Raw genomic sequence first — 17,421 nt, forward strand, 5'->3', positions numbered from 1 at the left:
GCTTCGATCGCCCTTGCGGCGCGCACCTGCCGTTCATGGACGGCAATGCAGTCGACTTGGACCGCAACAGCGCGGGTGCGACAACGCCTGCCGACGCCAAAGGAGCGCTCTGCGCCATGCGGGAAATCTCGCCTGCTCAAAACTGGCTGTTCATAGTCCTCGGCCTGGTGCTGAGCGGGATTCTCTACGATGTCATGATGTCGCCAGGGCGGCTGCTGCCGGTCGTGGGGCCAGCTTATGCGATCGCCATGGGAATGCCCATCATCGCTTTCGAGCGCCGGGCGACCTTCCGCAAACTGCGTCGGAAGATCGATGAACTGCCGAGCTTGCCCTATCTCCTTGCGTCGCTCCTTGCCTATCAAATCCTGATGAGTGCCGGCTATGCGGTGGCCAGCGCCGGCCTTCTCCTGCTTGGCATGATCAAAGCCGGCTCGCTCGTCGAGGCGATGGTCATGCCCGTCGAGGTGCTTCTCTACGGCTTCGCCGTCTGCCTTCTGATCATCTTCATCCTGCGTGTTCGCGACCTGCTCGGCAGGGATGTGTTCACCAGCATGCTGATCAGCCGTTATCGTCAACCGGTCACCGAAGAGCGCGTGTTCCTGTTCATCGATCTCGCCGGCTCGACCGCCTATGCGGAAAAACACGGCGACCTGCGCGCGCAACAGTATCTGAAGGCGATCTTCTCGACCTTCGCGGAACCGGTGCGGCGCCACAAGGGCGCCATCAACGACTATGTCGGCGATGCCGCGATCGTCACCTGGCCGCTTGCCCGCGGGATCAAGGATGCCCGCTGTGTCCGCTGCGTCTTTGACATCCTGTCCGAAATCGACGCCCACGCCAGGACCTGGAAGCACCGTTTCGGGGAAGTGCCGCGATTGCGGGCTGCCCTTCATGGAGGACCGATCGTCACGGCGGAAATCGGCGTCGACCATCACAAAATCGCGTTCTTCGGCGACACGGTCAATACGACGGCGCGCATCGAAAGGCTTTGCAAGACGCTCGGCCGCGACGTGCTGATCTCCCATAAGCTCGCAGCGCAGATTGTGCTTCCGGATGCCATCGTTGTCGAAGATCTTGGACAGCACGACCTCAAGGGACGCGGGCATATGCTCGGCGTTGCGGCGCTCTCGGCGCGCAAGACGGCTGAACGGCCAATCCACTTGCCCATTCCCGCTGAATGATCCCGGACATGAGGCATGGCACTTGACCGCGACGGCTGCAAGTTCGAGCCGCGCTGCGATTTTGCCACCACAGCCTGCCGCGCCGCGCCCCAGGCGCGTCGCCCCGCTCCACCCGTATACGGAAATGCTGCTGGAGGCCGCCCCCGGCCTTCGAAAGGACCACTACGTCTCCCGGCCACCCGCCTTTCCGGCGTCGAGAGCCATGCATGGCGTCGGCTGCCCGCTCGCCGGCCGCTGTCCCCGCCAGGTCGGCAATCTGTGTGCCGAGGCGCGGCCGCCCGTTCACGCGACGAAAAATGGGTTCATACGCTGTCATCTGACTGCCGGCGAGCTGGCAACCCATACCGCTCCGGCCAAAACGCCCAGCCGTCGGCTTGGCGACCCAGACGCATCGCGACGATGCGCCGAGGGCTGAACCAGTTCGAACCTGGCCTCGTATTTCAGGAAGGCCAGGAAGGGATCGCACGCTCGCTACCGCTTTGCGAGCAGGTCCGTGATCTTGCGCCTCGTCGCCACGAAATCCGGATCGTCGCGGTGGCGCGGCCTCCTGCTTGTGATATCGAAGATCGCGGCGATGCGCCCGGGCCTCGGCTCCATGACGACGACGCGATCGGAGAGATAGATCGCTTCCTCCACATCGTGCGTCACCATGACGACCGTGCTCTTTTCCCGTTCCCGGATCGCCAGGAGCTCGTCCTGGAGATAGCTGCGCGTCAGGGAATCGAGCGCGCCGAGCGGTTCGTCCAGCAGCAGCAGCGGCGGCCGCGGCGCAAGCCCGCGGGCAATCGCGGCGCGCTGCGACATGCCGCCGGACAATTCGTGCGGAAGGGCCTTCTCGAAGCCCGTCAGCCCCACGAGGTCGATGAGGGACTGCACCCTCTCCTTCTTGTCGGCCGGCGCGCCGGCAAGGCTGCGAAGGCTGAGCGCGACGTTTTCCTCCACATTGAGCCAGGGAAGCAGGCGATGATCCTGAAAGACGATGCCGCGCTTGAGGCTCGGCCGGTCGACCACCTCGCCATCCACCGTGATCCGGCCGCCGTCCGGCCTGTCCAGGCCGGCGAGGAAGCGCAGCAGCGTCGATTTCCCGCAGCCGCTCGGCCCGACGATGCTGATGAATTCACCAGATGCGATCGCAAGCGACACGTCGTCGAGCGCATGCACCGTCCGGTTCTCGACGTGAAAGGTCTTCGACACGCCGAGGATGGCCACCGCGCCGGCATCCCGCGCGGCCGGTCGTGAAAGCGTCAGGGCGTCCGCCATGATACGAGCCTCCTTGAAAATCCGAGAACGAGCCTGTCGAGGCCGAGGCCGATCAGCGCGAGGAACAGGACCCCGAGCAGGACCTGGTCCATGCGGGCATATTCCCGCGCCGCCGCGAGATAGGCCCCGAGGCCGTCGCCCATGCCGTTGATGTAGCCCGTGCCGATCAGGTATTCGGCGCCGAAGGTGCCGAGCCAGGCGATGTTGAGAGAGAGCTCCAGCCCCACCAGGATCGACGGCAGGGCCGCGGGAATGATGATGGCGGTGATCGTCGCGCGGCGATCGAGCTCCAGCACCCTGCCGACCTCGCGAAACGGCGCCGGGACGTTCTGGCAGCCCGCCTGGGTGCCGAGCGCCATGGGAAAGAAGGCGCCAAGGGCGATCAGCGTGATCTTCATCGCCTCGCCGTTTCCCAGCCATGCGCTGAGCAGCGGGATCCAGGCGAACAGGGCGATCTGCCGCAGGCTGGAAATCGAGGGGTCGAACAGATTGCGCGCGATGCCGGACAGGCCGAGGACCAGGCCGAATACGAGCCCGGCAAGCGCGCCGATGGCCCAGCCGGTCAGCGCCCGCAGCAGGGTCGCGAGCGCCGCGCCCGGCAGCGAGCCGTCGGCAAATCCCTCATAGGCCGTGCCGAAGACCTGCGAGGGCGATACCACGATGCCGCCCTTCAAGGCGCCGAGGGCGTCCAACAGTACCCAGAGGAGAAGAAGCCCGGCCGGCAGCACCAAAGCGCGCGCGACGATGCCGGACCGCGACACGGCGGAGAAATCAGTCGCCGCCATGTCAGGCCGCCTTGAACGACCAGACGGTCGCCCGGTGCTGGAAGCGCGTCAGGGCGTGGTCGAGCGCCCAGCCGACCAGGCCGATGACGATCATGGTCGCGAAGACGACGTCGAGCTGGAACGCCTTGCGCCCCCACATCATCAGATAGCCGAGGCCGGCGGCCGACGAGATCATCTCCACGAGGATGAGCACCTTCCAGCCGCGGCTGAGCGCCTGGCGTATCCCCGTCAGGATGGACGGCAGAATGGACGGCCAGACGACCAGCCGCACGCGCGAGAACCACGAGAGTTCGAGGACGCTCGCAACGTCGTCGTACTTGCGCGGCCGGCTATGCAATCCCTCATAGGCCCCGACCATCAGCGGCAGGAAGCAGGTCTTGGCGATAAGGACGAGCTTGAGCGTTTCGCCGATGCCGAAGACGAGCATGAAGAAGGGAAGCCAGCCCAGCGACGGCACGAGGCAGAAGGCGCGAACCGTCGGCGCGACATAGAGGTCGAGCGTACGAAAGAGCCCGAAGGCGAGCCCGAACAGGAGGCCGAGCCCGCCGCCGATCGCAAGACCTGCCCCGACGCGGGCAAGGCTGACCGAGAGTTCCTCGGCAAGCTGGCCGGTCAGCAGCAGGTCGAGCGTCGTTTCATAGACAAGGATCGGCGCGGGCAGGATCTGCTCCGCCAGCCATTCCTGCCGGACGGCATAGGACCACAGGGCCAGCAGCGCGAGCGGAGGCACGAGGCCCAGGAGCACCCTGGCAACCGCATCGGGCAGCCAAGGCCGAGGCCACGAGCGCGCCGCGCCCTCTCCTGCACCGGCCCGCTGAGGCCGGCGATCGCTGATGATGACGGGCGCCTTGAAGGTGACGTCGGACATGCTCTCTCCTTTCCTTCACCGGGAATCCGGTGAAAGCTGGCGGTCGAAAAATCGGGACAGACCGAAAGCGTCAGAACTGGACGGCGTTGCCCTTGCTGTCGCGCGGGGTCCAGACGTTCTCGTAGCCGTAGTCCTTCAGGGCCTTCTTCAGGTAGCTGTCGTCCACCCATTCGTTGACGTCGAACGGCTTGCGGATCAGCTTCTGGCTGACGGCGAAATCGACACCGGCGGTGACGTTCGCCCGATAGAAATCGTCGAGAAGCGGGCTCTGGCGATCCTTCAGCACCTCGTCGGCATAGTCCTTCTCGAAGGTGGACCGCGGCGAGCCGGTCAGCGCCCAGATATCGAACAGGGCCTCGCGGTTCTTCTCGTCGGAAGCGAAGTAGGATGCCTCGACGAACTTGTTGACGACCCGCTGCGTCAGGTCCGGATAGGCCTCGCGGAACGCATCCGTGACGACGAAGGACCCGAAATTGCTGCCGGGAGCGGGACTGCCCTTCGTCGTGAAGACGACCGTGGCGATGTTCTGCTCGACGAGCTGAAGCACGCTGCTGCCCCCGCCGACGACCGCATCGATGTCACCCGAGGTGATCGCGGCGATCTGGTCGGCGGTCTGCAGGTCGAAGAACTGGATGTCGTCCGGCGTCAGGCCCGCCTGCCCCAGGATGCGGAAGAGGCTGAGCTCGTTGATCGTGCCGCGCGATGTCGCGACCTTCTTTCCCTTGAGATCGGCGATCGAGGTGATCTTCGCATCCGGCCGGGCCACGACATAACTCGGGCTGACGCCATAGGATGAGACGACCTTGGTCTTGAGGCCGGCACCGCGCCCCACGATGTTCGGCAGGCCGCCGTAATAGGCGAAGTCGAGCTGGCCGTTTGCGATGGCCTCGTTGATCGCGGGGCCGGTTCCGCGCGGGAACTGCCATTCGATCGAGATGCCGTCGGCGGCAAATTCCTTCTCCAGCAGTTCCTGCGCCCGCAGAACCCCGATCGCCCCCGTGCCATAGGGCTTGCCGGCGGCGTTGCCGAAGGAGGCGAGGCGGATCACGCTCGGCTTTTCCGCCGCCAGCGCCTGTAATGGCATGGCCTGCACGGCCGCGAACCCGATGACGGCCGTCAGCGCGGCCACGAACATTCTGCGATTGATAGACATTCAAATCCCCATTCGTTCCAATTGCGGTTCATGCCTTGAGGCTTGCAGCCGGCCCGCCTTCAGCGGTGCTCCAGTCGCTGCATGATTTCCGGCGCCGGCCGGGGCCGACCGCCCCTGATCCAGCCGATCGACCTGCGATAGCTTCCGAAGAGGTCCCGCTCCTCCAGCTCCGCGGCCGTCACATGGGTGATCTCGGTCGCGTGGGGCGCCACGTAGAGCGCGTCGTCCGGACAATAGACCTCGCACATGAAGCACGTCTGGCAGTCATCCTGGCGCGCGATGACCGGGATGCCCCCGGCGACCGGGGCGAAGACATTGGTCGGACAGACATTGACGCAGATGTTGCAGCCCGTGCAGCGATCCTCACTGATGACCTCGATCATGCCGCGAGCACCTCTACTTCGGGCGAGGGCGCGCGCTCGTGTCCGATCCAGATTTCGTCGAGGCCGCCGCTCGTCGTGTAGTGAAGCTGGCTGTCGTCCTTCTCGGGAAAATCCTCGCGCTTGTGCATGCCGCGGCTTTCGGTCCGCGACAGGGCGCTGCGGTACATCCACCGGGAGGTCGCCAGCATCGCCACGCCTTCGCGGGTGCGCTGCGCCTCGTCGAGCGACGCGGCCTGCGCCGAACGGGCGTCGCGCCAGAGGCCGTCGAGACGGCCGAGCGAGTCGGTCAGCCGCTCGCCGGAGCGAAGATAGTTGCGGTCGTACGGCCAGACCTCGTCCTGCACCGCCCGGGTGAGCGCCGCGGCGTCGATCGCCCGGCCCGGCCCATCGGCGACGCCGACGCCGCCGGCGCGCAGGACCGTCCGGTTGCGGCCGCGCAGGTGGCGGCCATGCTCGCCGGCCGCGCTGCCGGCCCAGTAGCCGGACGACATCGCCCAGGCGGCATTGTGGCTGCCGCCGCCGGTGAAGGCGCCGCAAACCAGTTCGCGGGTCGCCGCATCGCCCGCCGCATAGAGGCCCGGGACGGTCGTGGCGCAGGTGCTGTCGACGATCCGCAGCCCGCCGGTGCCGCGCACCGTGCCTTCCAAGAGCAGCGTCACCGGGAAGCGCTGCCGGAACGGATCGATCCCTACGCGGTCGAGCGGCAGGAAGAAGTTCGGCTGGGCATAGCGCATCGCCTGCTCCGTCTCCGCGTCGGCCTTGTCGAGCTGGGCGAAGACGCGCCGCGACTGGAGGACACGCGCGATCACCGACCGGCCGCCCTTGGAGGCCGCGCCCGGAATCGGCGAACCGTCCTCGAAGGTGAAGGTCGCCCAATCGTAGAAGCGCGTCTTGGTGACCGAGCCGCCTTCCAGCGCCATGGCATAGGCGGTCGAGAACTCCATTCCCGAGAGCTCGGCGCCAAGCTCGGCAGCGAACAGAAGGCCGTCGCCGGTGAGCACATTGCAGCCGAGCGCCTTGCTGAGGAAGGCACAGCCGCCCGTCGCGATGACGACCGCATTGGCCCTCACCAGCCAGGTGTCCGCCTTCTGGCGGCGGACGCCCGCGGCCCCCGCCACCGCGCCGCCATCATCGCGCAGCAATTCGAGCGCGGGACTGTGATCGAGGATTTTCACGCCCGCGGCCTTCGTGCGCTTGCGCATCAGGCGCATGTAGTCCGGGCCGTCGAGGCCGTTGCGGATCGACCGGCCGTCGGCGTCGTCGCTGAACGGGTAACCCCATTCGGCAAGCTGGTTCACATTGTCATAGGTCCGGTCCAGCACCCGCCGCATCCAGGCTGGATCCGCCAGCCGGCCGCCGAGATCCCAGCGGCTGTTCATCGCCTTCGCGCGGCGCGCCGGATCCGGCGGCACATACCAGACCCCCGTGCCCGAAGGCGCAGTGGCCCCGGACGAGCCGCAGAAGCCCTTGTCGGCGAGGACGACCTTCGCCCCTCTCGCGGCCGCGGCGATGGCCGCCCAGGTACCCGACGGCCCGCCGCCGATCACGAGGACATCGGCGTCGAGTTCGAGCGAGGCGGTGGGAACGGATGATGCGGCGGTGGGTGGAAATGCCATGATATTTCTCCAATGCGCGCTGAAGACAGCCGGTTGAGATCCCCGGAACGGGCGCGGCACCGCAGGCACCGCTCAATCACACAGCGATATTATCTACTAAAACTATAGATTAAAGGGATAACGATGTGCCCAATGGCTGCCGAAGAGAAAAAATGCTCCCCCGAAATCGGCCCCCGCGCCAAACTGTCCGCATATCGGCAGGCCTGGTGCGCTTACGCGGATGCCTCGCTTGGCGCCTCGATTTGGCTTCGGCAGATCAAAGGCTTGGCCGGCTGCGGCCGGGACGGGAGCGCGAGAGGCCGGTACTCCGCCCGCCGCCGGGGGCGCGATGAATAAACCCGACATGCGCCGCAGAAGAGAACATATTTCCTTACATAAACTATAGAATTTATTATTTTGCGAGAAGCCGCAACAGTTTGTCCCTTTCAAGTTCGTCGCCATGTCCTCACGCAAAATCGTTCTCGGCACCATTCTCTATCCCAGCGGGCATCATGTCGCCGCCTGGCGGCATCCGTCGACGCGGGCCGATGCCAATATCACCGCGGCGCATTACATCGATGCCGCGCGCGCAGCCGAAGCCGCCGGCTTCGAGATCGCCTTCATCTCCGATCGTCTCGGCGTGCCGAAGAGCCGGGCGGAGGCCCTGCGGCGCGTCGACGAATGGTCGCATGGCTTCGAGGCGCTGACGCTCGCCGCCGCCGTCGCGACCGCGACGATGAGGATCGGCGTGGTGGCGACGGCCTCCACGACCTTCAACGAGCCGTACAACCTGGCAAGGCAGCTCGCCTCGCTCGATCTCATCAGCAACGGGCGCATCGGCTGGAACATCGTCACCTCGTCGCTTCGGCAGGAAAGCGACAACTTCAATCCGGGGCCGGACTTCGACCATGCCGCCCGCTATGCCCGCGCCGACGAATTCGTCGATGCCGTGCTCGCCCTCTGGGGGAGCTGGAATCCCGACGGCTTCGTGCGCGACAAGCAGAGCGGCGTCTTCTTCGAGCCCGACGCCGTGAAGACCATCGACTATGAGGGGCGGTATTTCCGCAGCAAGGGTCCGCTCAACGTCGCCCCCTCGCGGCAGGGCCGCCCGCTCCTGGTACAGGCCGGCTCGTCGGACAGCGGCAAAGCGCTCGCCGCGAAGACCGCGGATGTCGTCTTCACCGCGCAGACCGACATCGTTTCGGCCCGCAGCTTCTATCAGGACATCAGGAAGCGTCGCACGGCCTCGGGCAAGCGCGCCGACGACGTCCTCATCCTGCCCGGCATCTTCCCCGTCATCGGCAGGACGACGGCCGAGGCGGAAGACAAATATGCCGAACTGCAGGATCTCATCCAGCCCGACGTCGCGCTCTCGCTGCTCGAAACCTATCTCGGAGACGTCGATCTTTCCGGGGTCGACATCGACGGCCCCCTTCCGGATCTGCCCGTGTCGAACTCCATCCGCAGCCGGCAGGTCCTCCTGACCGAGCTTGCCCGCAAGGAGGGCCTTACCGTCGGCGCCCTCGCCCGCCGCATCGCCGGCGCGCGCGGCCATTGGCAGGTCATCGGCACGGCGGAGGACATCGCCGGCCAGATCGAGGACTGGACCGCCAGCGGCGCCGCCGATGGCTTCATGCTGCTGCCGCCGACCTTTCCCGAAGGGCAGGACGACTTCATCCGCACCGTCGTGCCCCTGCTGCGGGAACGCGGTCTTCTCAATCCCGGCCCGCAGACCGGCTCGCTCCGCGAGCGGCTCGCCCTGCCCCCTCTCGCGCGCAACCGGCCCTCCGAAGCGGGCCGGAACCGCGCCTGAACACCGAATATCACCCCAACGCAACCCGAACGGACCGTACCATGCATCTCACGATCAAGTCCCTCCTCGCGACCTCGGCAGCGCTCGCCATGCTCTGGCCGGCCCTCGCGCAGGCAAACCCCATCACCATCGCCGATCCCGGTTACGCCACCGCGCAAGGCACAGCCTATGTCGTCAAGGTCCTGCTCGAAGAGCAGCTCGGCAAGGAGGTCGAGGCCGTGAAAGCCGGCTCCGTGCCCGTCATCTGGGAGGCCCTGAACCGCAATGGCGGCGAGATCGACATCTGGACCGATGTCTGGCTGCCGAACCAGCAGGCACTCGTCGATCAATATGCCGGCGAGGGCGGCAAGGTGAAACTCGCCGCCAATTCCTATGCCGGCACGCAGGGCTATTGCACGACGAAGGCAACGGCGGACAAGCACGACATCCACTCCGTCTTCGACCTCGCCGATCCGGCCAAGGCGGCCGTCTTCTCCGCCGATGGCAAGGGCAAGGGCAAGATCTGGATCGGCGCTGCCGGCTGGCTTTCGACGAACATCGAAACGGTGCGCGCCCGCGACTACGGCTTTGCGGATTTCTTCGAACTCCAGACGACGGACGAGGCGGTCGCGACCGCCGATCTCGACGCCGCCGTGAAGGCCGGCACCGGCTGGATCGGCTATTGCTACGGCCCGCACCAGAATTTCGCCCGCTACGCGCTGGAAGTGCTGGAGGAGCCGAAGCACGACGATGCCGCGTGGACCTTCGTCGAGCCGTCCGATCCGAACTGGCTGGAAAAGTCCGCGATCAAGTCGGCCTACAAGGATGCGGCGATCCACATCGCCTATTCCGGGTCGCTCGCGGAAAGCGCGCCCGAGGTCGCGGCGATCCTCGAAAAGGTGACCTTCACCACGGATGCCGTCAGCAAGCTCGCCTTCGCGATCGCCGTCGAAGGCAAGACGCCGGACGATGCGGCCAGGGACTGGATCGCGGCCAATCCGGATGTCGTCGCGGGCTGGACCGGAAACTGATCCATGATCGAGCTTGAGGACGTCTGGAAGGTTTTCGGCACGGACGAGCAGGCGGTTCTCGCAGAGGCCCGCCGGCCCGTGCCGGACGACGCCGTCCTCAAGCGCCTGCGCGCGGTCATCGGTGTCGGCGGCGCGAGCCTGTCGGTCGAAAAGGGCGAGCTGGTCTGCCTGATGGGCCTTTCCGGCAGCGGCAAGTCGACGCTCGTGCGCCTGATCAACCGCCTGCTCGAACCGAGCGCCGGCAAGGTGCGGATCGACGGCGGCGACATCCTGTCGCTCGGGCCGAGGGCGCTGCGGGAGCTGCGCTCGCGGCGGATCGGGATGGTCTTCCAGTCGCATGCCCTGCTCGCGCATCTTTCCGTGCGCGACAACGTGGCCCTGCCGCTCGAGATCCGCGGCGTGGCGCGCACACGGCGCGAGGACCGGGCGGACGAGCTTTTGGTGCGCGTCGGCCTTGACGGCCTCGGCGACCGGCGGGTCGCCGCGCTTTCCGGCGGCATGCAACAGCGCGTGGGCCTTGCCCGGGCGCTCGCGGCCGATCCCGATATCCTCCTGATGGACGAGCCGTTCAGCGCGCTCGACCCGCTGATCCGCCACGATCTCCAGACCCAGTTCATGGCGCTGTCGCGTGATCTCGGAAAGACGACCGTCTTCGTCACGCACGATGTCGACGAAGCCTTCCGCATCGCCGACCGCGTCGTTCTCATGCGGGCGGGCCGCATCGTGCAGACGGGTACGGCGGCGAACCTCGTGGCGCAGCCCGCGGACGACTATGTCCGCCGTTTCGTCCAGAACGCCCGCCTGCCGGCGCGCGCGCAAGACCCCATCGTGAAAGCAAGAGCCATCGCATGAGCGACCACACGGCGCGGGACGAGGCCATCGACCGCTTCGCCGCCATCAACAGCACCTATTATCGCCGGGCTTTCCGGCGGATCGGCGAGCGGCGCGGCTATGTGCCTTCCCTCAACATCGCCGCCGCCGTCCTCGGCCCCGTCTGGCTCGCCGGGCGGCGCCTCTGGTCAGCGTTCTGGCCATTCCTCATCGCCGACCTGCTCGCCGTGGTGCTGATCGCCTTCGCGCTTGGCGGCGGCGCCAGCGCCGGGCAGAGCGCGCGCGCCGACAGGCTCGAGACCCTCGCCGCGACGCGCCTTCTCGAAGCGAAGGCCGCGAACGCCCGGGACGCCGGTACGCCCATCGCAAAGTCGCTGACACGGTCCGCCGCGGCCCTGGAACAGGCGGCGAAGGATGCCCGGCAGGCGGCGGAAGACGCCAGGACCGGCGCGTGGCTGGTGGCCCTGCTCGGCACCGGCATGCTTGCCGCCTCCCGCCTGGTGGCGGGTGGGCTCGCCAATCATATCGCCGAACGCCGTTTCCGCGCCTGGCGGCTGGAAGGCGACGCGGGCAAGGCGGGGTTCAGCCATCTTCACGCCGCCGGCGCCGCGGCGCTGCTGGCCATCTTCGTTCCGATCGTCTTTCTTCATTTCAACGACCGCACGCTCTTCGACGCCTTCCCGAGCGATCCCGCCTGGAACTCGGGCGCCGCCGCGTGGCTGGACCGGTTCATCGCCACGATCAGCAGCGCGGTCTCGCCAGCGGCGGGCACCCTGACGAAGGCGATCAACGGCATGCTCGGCGTGATGGAGGGCATCCTCACACAGACGCCATGGCCGGTCGTGATAGCGATCATCCTCGCCATCGCCTGGCAGCTCGCAGGCTTTCGCGTCTTCCTGCTGACCTTCGTCGCGATCAGCTACCTCGCCATCCTCGGCTACTGGGAAAAGAGCATGCAGACCGTCGCCCTTCTCGGCACGGCGGCGCTCATTTCCATTGCGATCGGCATTCCCCTCGGCGTGCTGTGCGGCTACAACAGGCGCGTCGCGGCGATCGTGCGCCCGCTGCTCGATTTCATGCAGACCATGCCGGCCTTCGTCTATCTCATTCCGGTGATCGCGCTCTTCGGCATCGGCAAGCCGTCGGGCATCATCGCGACGATCATCTTCGGCATTCCGCCCGTCGTCCGGCTGACGGCGCTCGGCATCGCGTCCGTCCCGGCCTCCGTGCGCGAGGCCGCCGTCGCCTTCGGCGCATCCCGGACCTTCATCCTCTTCAAGGTCGACCTGCCGACGGCCGCGCCATCGATCATGGCCGGCGTCAGCCAGACGATCCTCATGTGCCTCTCCATGGTGGTGATCGCCGCGCTGATCGGCGCGAAGGGCCTGGGCGAGGATGTGCTGCATGCCCTGCAATATGCCGCGCAGGGCCAGGGCCTCCTTGCCGGGCTCGCCATATTGCTCTGCGCCATCGTTCTCGATCGCGTCGTGCAGGGGCGGCGGGGGCAATGACGTCCGCCGCCGAGGAAGCCTCCACCGCCCCGAAGCCACCGCCGCGCAGCAGCAACTTCATCGTCTTCGCCGTCGCCCAATGTGCTGGCTTCATGGGCGCCTGGGCGCAGAAGACGGCGGTCGGCTGGCTTGCCTGGGATCTTACCCATTCGCCCGCATGGGTCGGGGCGATCACGCTCAGCGACCTGATCGCCGCCCTCTGGGTGGCGCCGCTCGCCGGGGCCGTCGCGGACCGCGGCAACCCGTACCGGCTGATCCGGCTGACACAGGCCCTGACGGTGCTCAACTGCGGCGCCATCTGGCTGCTCCTGACGTCCGGCGGCATGATGCCGTGGCTGCTGCTGCTCTGGGCCGTCATCGATGCCACGCTGCAAGGCTTCAACAATCCGGCGCGGATGCTGGTGACGGGCATGCTGGCGCCCGAGGGGCGACTGTCGCAGGCCATCGCCACGAACTCCATCGCGGTCAACATCGCCCGCACGGCCGGGCCGGCCATCGCGGGGCTCCTGATCGTCAAGGCCGGCATCGAAAGCGTCTTCGTCTTCAACGCCGTTGCCCTCACCGCCACCTTCGCGGCGCTCGTACACGTTCGGCGCTGGATCGATCACGCGCCGCATGCGGCCCGCTCCGCACCGCTCGCCGGCGATATCCTGGCCGGCTTTCGCTACATCGCCGGCGAGCCGGCCATCGCCATGCTCTTCGTGCTGACGACGTCGTTCTCGCTGCTCGCCCGGCCCTTTACCGAGCTCTTCCCCGCCCTTGCCGGCGGTTCGTTCGAGGGCGGGCCGCAGATGCTCGCAATGCTGATGAGCGCGCAGGGCATCGGCGCCTTCGTGGGAGCGAGCTGGATGCTGCGGCGACAGAGCGCGCCCGCGCTGGTGCGCACGAGCTACGGCGCGGCGCTCGGCATTTGCCTTGCCCTGGTGGTCTTCGCCTTCAGCACCTCCGCCTTCCTCGCCCTGCCGGCCATCGCCGTGGCGGGCCTGTTCCACGTCGTCTGCAACATCGCGATGCAATCCATGGCGCAGACGCTCAGCCTGCCGGCGATGCGCGGTCGCGTACTGGCGCTCTATATGCTCGTCTTCCGCGCCGCTCCGGCGCTCGGCGCCTTTGCCCTCGGCGCCCTGGCCGAGTGGTTCGACCTTCAGACGATGATCGGCATCGCCGCGGCGCTGTTCGCCCTGATCGTGGCGGCCGCCTTGCCCGTCGCGCGCCGCATCTATTTTAGAACCGCAAGCACTCAGCGCGAAGACGCTGCGTCAGCCGTTGCGCGCGAGCCGGCGCTGGCCGGCCAGACCGAGAACGGCGCCCAGCGTGCAGAAGACGAGAAAGACCCAGCCCGAAACGGCGCCAGCCTGGATGCCGGAGAGGAGCACGCCGACAGTGCAGCCGAGGCCCGTCATCGCCCCCCACCCCATCAGCACGCCGCCGGCAAAGCGCGCGGCCAGGCCGCGCGGACCGGGCCATGAGGGGTCGAAGCGCCCCGCGAGGAGTGCCGAGGCGAAGCTCGACAGAACCAGCCCGATGACAAAGACGCCGTTCGGTGAAAGCAGCGCCGTCTTCACCGCGCTCACGCAGCCGCGAACCGTGTCCAGCCCGACGAGGGTCTCGGGAACGAGGTCCAGCGACAGGCCACCGGTGCGCACGAGACTGCCCAGTTCCGCCGTCACGCCGAGCGGCGCGACGCGCAGATAGGCGAAGGCGCCGATCGTCGCGACGAGGAGGCCTGCGACGACCGGAGGCCAGCGCCGGACGAAGACCGTTTCGAAGGACGAGGCAGGCTGGAGGCCGGCATCCTGCGGCGGGGCGGCGTTGTGAAGGACCAGCCATGCGAGCGCGCCGAGCGCGAGCAGTCCTGCAATCGTGGCGCCGGCATAACCCAATACACCGGGAAGCCAGACCGGCGGGTCGTCGAACACCGTCCAGGTATAGAGCGCGTTCCATGTCGAAAAGCCGAGCAGGAAGCCCGCGGCGGCGCCGAGCAGCGCGGCGAGCGAGCCAAAGGCCCCCTCGCCCAGCCGGTAGAGATGCGCCGAAAGGCAGGAGCCGGAGAGCGCCATGCCGAGGCCGAAGGTGAAGGCGGCAAATGCGAGCACCGGCCCGACCGGGCCGACATGGGCATTCGGCGGCAGGCGATCCGGTTGCGGCACCGGCACCCAGGCCCCGAGCACGGCCTGGTACAGAACGATGCCCGCGGCAAGCGCCACGAGAATGGCGATGACGCCGGATGCGTCCCGCCTTTCCACGAAGTCCCGCAGGTTGCACAGGAAGCAGAAACGGCCCCGTTGCAGGACGATGCCGAAGGCGCTGCCGGCGATCAGCGCGAAGGAAAGCACCCGTCCGGCAGCATCCTGCGCCAGCCAGACACTCCAGGCGGCAAGGAGGGCGAGCACCGAGACGGAAAGAGAGCGGGCGGCGATGGAAGACATGGCGATCCGGCGGCTGGACATGAAAATGCGGGTGGACCTGGGAGGATGTCCACCCGCGTCGGCATCCCGCGCGGCGTAAGGCGCCGCGCCTTCGGGAACCGCTGTTACTTGCCGGTCCAGATCGTGCCGGCGATATTGTTCACCGGCACGCCGACGGCATTGCCGTATTCGGTCCAGGAACCGTCATAGTTGCGCACGTCGTAGCCGAGGATCTTCTTCAGCGCGAACCAGGTGTGGCTCGATCGCTCGCCGATGCGGCAATAGGTGATGACAGGCGTCGAGCCGTCGACACCCTTTTCGGCATAGATCGCCCTGATCTCGTCGGCGGATTTGAACGTGCCATCCTCCTTGACGATCGTGCCCCACGGAACGTTGACGGCGCCGGGAATGTGGCCCGCGCGCACGGACAGTTCCTTCACGCCCTCCGGCGCGAAAATCTTGCCGGCATATTCGTCGGCCGAGCGGATATCGACGAGCTTGATATCGTTCTTGCCCTCCGCGACCGCGACGACATCGACGAAGCGGGCACGCACGGAATCATCCCGGTCGGCAAGCGCCAGGGTGGAATCGGCGTGATCGGGAACGGCCGTGTCGAGCGGCAGGCCCTGCGCTTCCCAGAGCTTGCGTCCGCCATCGAGCAGCTTGACCTGGCTGCCGAGGCCATAGACCTCGAACACCCACGCGCCCCAGGCCGCGAACCAGTTGTTGTTATCGCCGTAGAGGACGATCGTCGTATCCTTGTCGACGCCGGCATCGCGCAAGACCTTTTCGAAGGCCTCGCGGCTGGCAATGTCCCGCTTCTGGGGATCCACGAGGTCGGTATGCCAGTCGAGATGCGCCGCGCCGGGAATATGGCCGCGCTCATAGACGCCCGTATCGACGCTCACTTCGAAAATGCGGACCTTCGGGTTGGAAAGATTGTCCTGCAGCCATTTCGCATCGACCAGCGCGTCCGACGCCGATGCCGATCCTGCAAGAAAGGTCGTCGAAAGCGCGATGGCCGAAAGCGTATTGATGCCCCAAATACCCTTCATGTCGTTTTCCCCTGAGTTCGATAGCAACGGGAAAAGCATCGCCTGCTTCCGGAACGTTCGGAAGGGAGTATATTCTATAATTTATGTAGAATTTAAACTCCCCTGCTATCCGCCGGTTGCCGGCACCTTCCCGATCGATCGGTCCGAGGGCCCCACGGTCAACGAGTTCAACATGCGGCCGAATGGTTCATCGCGCTCGTCCTCGACTGAACCGGCTTGAATTGGACGGGACAGGGACTACGGTGCCCCAACCTTCATATTTTGCCAGGGCTTGCCATGTCATCCATCAACGACCGAATCCTCAGCGCCGTCGATCGGCTTTTCGACGATCAGGTTGCGTTCCTGGAAGCGCTGGTCCGATTCAAATCGCTGCGCAACGAGGAAGCCGCGGCGCAGGATTTCCTCGCGGCAGCGCTGAGGCAACGCGGTTTCGCGGTCGACCGCGTGCGCACGAATGCCTCCCAAATCGGCCGGCACCCGGCATTCTCGCCGGCAACGGTCGACTATGCGGAAAGCTGGAACGTCGTCGGCCGGAAGGCCGGGGCGGGCACCGGCGGCCGCTCGCTCGCTTTCAACTCGCATGTCGACGTGGTGCCGGCGGGAAGCCCCCACCGCTGGACCGCCCCGCCCTTCGAGCCTCGCCGGGATGGCGACTGGCTCTACGGGCGCGGCGCCGGCGACATGAAGGCCGGCCTCGTTGCCTCCATTTTCGCGCTCGACGCCATCGCGGCAGCCGGGCTTTCGCTTCGTGGCGACGTTCAGGTGCAGTCCGTCGTGGAGGAGGAAATCACCGGCAATGGCGCGGCGACGCTTTTCGCCGAAGGCTTCACCGCCGATGCGATCGTCAGTCCGGAACCGACCGACGAGCAGCTCGTGCGCGCCAATGCCGGCGTGATCAAGTTCCGGCTCGAGACGAAGGGGCGTCCGACCCATCCGCGTGAACCGGAATCGGGCCAGAGCGCCATCGACCTGATGATCCGCCTGATCGGGCACTTGAGGCGGCTGGAAGCCGAATGGATCGCCGAGCGGATCGGCAAGCCTCTGTTCGAGGATCTTCCCAACCCCGTCGCCCTGACGATCGGCACGATCACCGGCGGCGACTGGATCGCCTCCATCCCGAGCGATTGCGTCGCAGAGGGCCGGATCGGCTTTTACCCCGGCGAAGACCCGAGGATGCGCACGGCCGAAGTCGAAGCATTCATCGAGCGGATCGCGGCCGAAGATCCGGCTTTCGCCGGAGAAAACCTAGTCACGCTCACATGGGTCGGGGTCGTGCAGGCCGGCTACGAGCTGCCCGAAGGCACCGACGCGGAGACAAGCCTGCGCACCGCGCACGCCGCCGCCCATGCGGGCGCCGACCTCAGGTCCTATGTCATGGCCTGTTATCTGGATGCCACCATTTTCGCCGTGCACGGCAACATCCCGTCGCTCGTCTATGGTCCCATCGCGGAAAACATCCACGGCATCGACGAGCGGGTCAGCCTCTCCTCGCTGCGCCGTATCACCAAGACGCTGGCGCTCTTTGCGGCCGACTGGTGCGGCGTGCAGGAAGGCTGACGACGGTCTCC

The 17,421-nt window shown here is 66.7% G+C and carries 15 protein-coding genes and 1 pseudogene; 8 read left to right on the plus strand and 8 right to left on the minus strand.

Annotated features, from left to right (window positions below):
- The first annotated feature begins 116 nt into the window (after positions 1–116).
- Positions 117–1,181, plus strand: coding sequence for an adenylate/guanylate cyclase domain-containing protein (locus AABQ55_RS25690; RefSeq protein ID WP_272808152.1), 1,065 nt, complete (start codon positions 117–119; stop codon positions 1,179–1,181).
- 124 nt (positions 1,182–1,305) lie between these two features.
- Positions 1,306–1,596 carry a hypothetical protein gene (locus tag AABQ55_RS25695; protein WP_338341916.1) on the plus strand — a complete coding sequence of 97 codons (291 nt, stop codon included), beginning with the start codon at positions 1,306–1,308 and terminating at the stop codon, positions 1,594–1,596.
- Between the two features lie 56 nt (positions 1,597–1,652).
- Here the strand turns inward: AABQ55_RS25695 and AABQ55_RS25700 are convergent, their stop codons facing one another.
- From AABQ55_RS25700 to AABQ55_RS25725, 6 genes are all read right to left on the minus strand, one after another.
- Entirely contained in the window at positions 1,653–2,441 is a 789-nt protein-coding gene (locus AABQ55_RS25700) for an ABC transporter ATP-binding protein (RefSeq protein ID WP_272808005.1), read from the minus strand.
- Positions 2,426–3,226: an ABC transporter permease gene (locus AABQ55_RS25705; protein WP_272808004.1), complete on the minus strand. Its 801-nt coding sequence runs from the start codon at positions 3,224–3,226 to the stop codon at positions 2,426–2,428. The genes AABQ55_RS25700 and AABQ55_RS25705 overlap by 16 nt, the downstream gene beginning before the upstream one ends.
- Position 3,227: 1 nt before the next feature.
- Positions 3,228–4,094 (minus strand): ABC transporter permease, encoded by an 867-nt coding sequence (locus AABQ55_RS25710; RefSeq protein WP_272808003.1) that lies wholly within the window; start codon positions 4,092–4,094, stop codon positions 3,228–3,230.
- Positions 4,095–4,164: 70 nt separating this feature from the next.
- Positions 4,165–5,247, minus strand: coding sequence for an ABC transporter substrate-binding protein (locus AABQ55_RS25715; protein WP_272808002.1), 1,083 nt, complete (start codon positions 5,245–5,247; stop codon positions 4,165–4,167).
- A 59-nt stretch (positions 5,248–5,306) separates the two neighbouring features.
- Positions 5,307–5,630 (minus strand): 4Fe-4S binding protein, encoded by a 324-nt coding sequence (locus tag AABQ55_RS25720; RefSeq protein ID WP_272808001.1) that lies wholly within the window; start codon positions 5,628–5,630, stop codon positions 5,307–5,309.
- A complete protein-coding gene (locus AABQ55_RS25725; RefSeq protein WP_272808000.1) occupies positions 5,627–7,246 on the minus strand; it encodes an FAD-binding protein in 1,620 nt (539 codons plus the stop codon). Before AABQ55_RS25725 ends, AABQ55_RS25720 begins: the two co-directional genes overlap by 4 nt.
- Before the next feature lie 439 nt (positions 7,247–7,685).
- On the opposite strand from AABQ55_RS25725, the gene AABQ55_RS25730 reads away from it, so the two are divergent.
- The 5 genes and pseudogenes from AABQ55_RS25730 to AABQ55_RS25750 all read left to right on the plus strand — a co-directional run.
- Positions 7,686–9,038: an LLM class flavin-dependent oxidoreductase gene (locus AABQ55_RS25730; protein WP_272807999.1), complete on the plus strand. Its 1,353-nt coding sequence runs from the start codon at positions 7,686–7,688 to the stop codon at positions 9,036–9,038.
- Between the two features lie 41 nt (positions 9,039–9,079).
- Positions 9,080–10,048: an ABC transporter substrate-binding protein gene (locus AABQ55_RS25735; RefSeq protein ID WP_272807998.1), complete on the plus strand. Its 969-nt coding sequence runs from the start codon at positions 9,080–9,082 to the stop codon at positions 10,046–10,048.
- A 3-nt stretch (positions 10,049–10,051) separates the two neighbouring features.
- The gene (locus AABQ55_RS25740) at positions 10,052–10,900 is read left to right on the plus strand and encodes an ATP-binding cassette domain-containing protein (RefSeq protein ID WP_272807997.1); all 849 of its coding nucleotides are present in this window, start codon (positions 10,052–10,054) and stop codon (positions 10,898–10,900) included.
- Positions 10,897–12,390, plus strand: a complete 1,494-nt coding sequence (locus tag AABQ55_RS25745) for an ABC transporter permease (protein WP_272807996.1) — start codon at positions 10,897–10,899, stop codon at positions 12,388–12,390. Before AABQ55_RS25740 ends, AABQ55_RS25745 begins: the two co-directional genes overlap by 4 nt.
- A gap of 92 nt (positions 12,391–12,482) precedes the next feature.
- Positions 12,483–13,532: pseudogene (locus AABQ55_RS25750) on the plus strand (MFS transporter); the annotation flags it as partial.
- A 117-nt stretch (positions 13,533–13,649) separates the two neighbouring features.
- Here the strand turns inward: AABQ55_RS25750 and AABQ55_RS25755 are convergent.
- Both AABQ55_RS25755 and AABQ55_RS25760 read right to left on the minus strand, forming a co-directional pair.
- Positions 13,650–14,840, minus strand: coding sequence for a YeeE/YedE family protein (locus tag AABQ55_RS25755; RefSeq protein WP_338341917.1), 1,191 nt, complete (start codon positions 14,838–14,840; stop codon positions 13,650–13,652).
- 83 nt (positions 14,841–14,923) lie between these two features.
- Positions 14,924–15,853, minus strand: a complete 930-nt coding sequence (locus AABQ55_RS25760) for a sulfurtransferase (RefSeq protein WP_245082546.1) — start codon at positions 15,851–15,853, stop codon at positions 14,924–14,926.
- Between the two features lie 276 nt (positions 15,854–16,129).
- Between AABQ55_RS25760 and AABQ55_RS25765 the strand changes: the two genes are divergently transcribed.
- Positions 16,130–17,410: an ArgE/DapE family deacylase gene (locus AABQ55_RS25765; protein ID WP_272807994.1), complete on the plus strand. Its 1,281-nt coding sequence runs from the start codon at positions 16,130–16,132 to the stop codon at positions 17,408–17,410.
- The last annotated feature ends 11 nt before the right edge of the window (positions 17,411–17,421 follow it).

The sequence above is a fragment of the Shinella sp. WSD5-1 genome, from assembly GCF_963942435.1.
Taxonomy (GTDB): Bacteria; Pseudomonadota; Alphaproteobacteria; order Rhizobiales; family Rhizobiaceae; genus Shinella; species Shinella yambaruensis.

What these genes read in the sequence shown, in the direction of transcription:
- AABQ55_RS25690 (WP_272808152.1), top strand. Translation starts at nt 117, where the DNA reads ATGCGGGAAATCTCGCCTGCTCAAAACTGGCTGTTCATAGTCCTCGGC.
- AABQ55_RS25695 (WP_338341916.1), top strand. Translation starts at nt 1,306, where the DNA reads ATGCTGCTGGAGGCCGCCCCCGGCCTTCGAAAGGACCACTACGTCTCC.
- AABQ55_RS25700 (WP_272808005.1), bottom strand. Translation starts at nt 2,441, where the DNA reads ATGGCGGACGCCCTGACGCTTTCACGACCGGCCGCGCGGGATGCCGGC.
- AABQ55_RS25705 (WP_272808004.1), bottom strand. Translation starts at nt 3,226, where the DNA reads ATGGCGGCGACTGATTTCTCCGCCGTGTCGCGGTCCGGCATCGTCGCG.
- AABQ55_RS25710 (WP_272808003.1), bottom strand. Translation starts at nt 4,094, where the DNA reads ATGTCCGACGTCACCTTCAAGGCGCCCGTCATCATCAGCGATCGCCGG.
- AABQ55_RS25715 (WP_272808002.1), bottom strand. Translation starts at nt 5,247, where the DNA reads ATGTCTATCAATCGCAGAATGTTCGTGGCCGCGCTGACGGCCGTCATC.
- AABQ55_RS25720 (WP_272808001.1), bottom strand. Translation starts at nt 5,630, where the DNA reads ATGATCGAGGTCATCAGTGAGGATCGCTGCACGGGCTGCAACATCTGC.
- AABQ55_RS25725 (WP_272808000.1), bottom strand. Translation starts at nt 7,246, where the DNA reads ATGGCATTTCCACCCACCGCCGCATCATCCGTTCCCACCGCCTCGCTC.
- AABQ55_RS25730 (WP_272807999.1), top strand. Translation starts at nt 7,686, where the DNA reads ATGTCCTCACGCAAAATCGTTCTCGGCACCATTCTCTATCCCAGCGGG.
- AABQ55_RS25735 (WP_272807998.1), top strand. Translation starts at nt 9,080, where the DNA reads ATGCATCTCACGATCAAGTCCCTCCTCGCGACCTCGGCAGCGCTCGCC.
- AABQ55_RS25740 (WP_272807997.1), top strand. Translation starts at nt 10,052, where the DNA reads ATGATCGAGCTTGAGGACGTCTGGAAGGTTTTCGGCACGGACGAGCAG.
- AABQ55_RS25745 (WP_272807996.1), top strand. Translation starts at nt 10,897, where the DNA reads ATGAGCGACCACACGGCGCGGGACGAGGCCATCGACCGCTTCGCCGCC.
- AABQ55_RS25755 (WP_338341917.1), bottom strand. Translation starts at nt 14,840, where the DNA reads ATGTCCAGCCGCCGGATCGCCATGTCTTCCATCGCCGCCCGCTCTCTT.
- AABQ55_RS25760 (WP_245082546.1), bottom strand. Translation starts at nt 15,853, where the DNA reads ATGAAGGGTATTTGGGGCATCAATACGCTTTCGGCCATCGCGCTTTCG.
- AABQ55_RS25765 (WP_272807994.1), top strand. Translation starts at nt 16,130, where the DNA reads ATGTCATCCATCAACGACCGAATCCTCAGCGCCGTCGATCGGCTTTTC.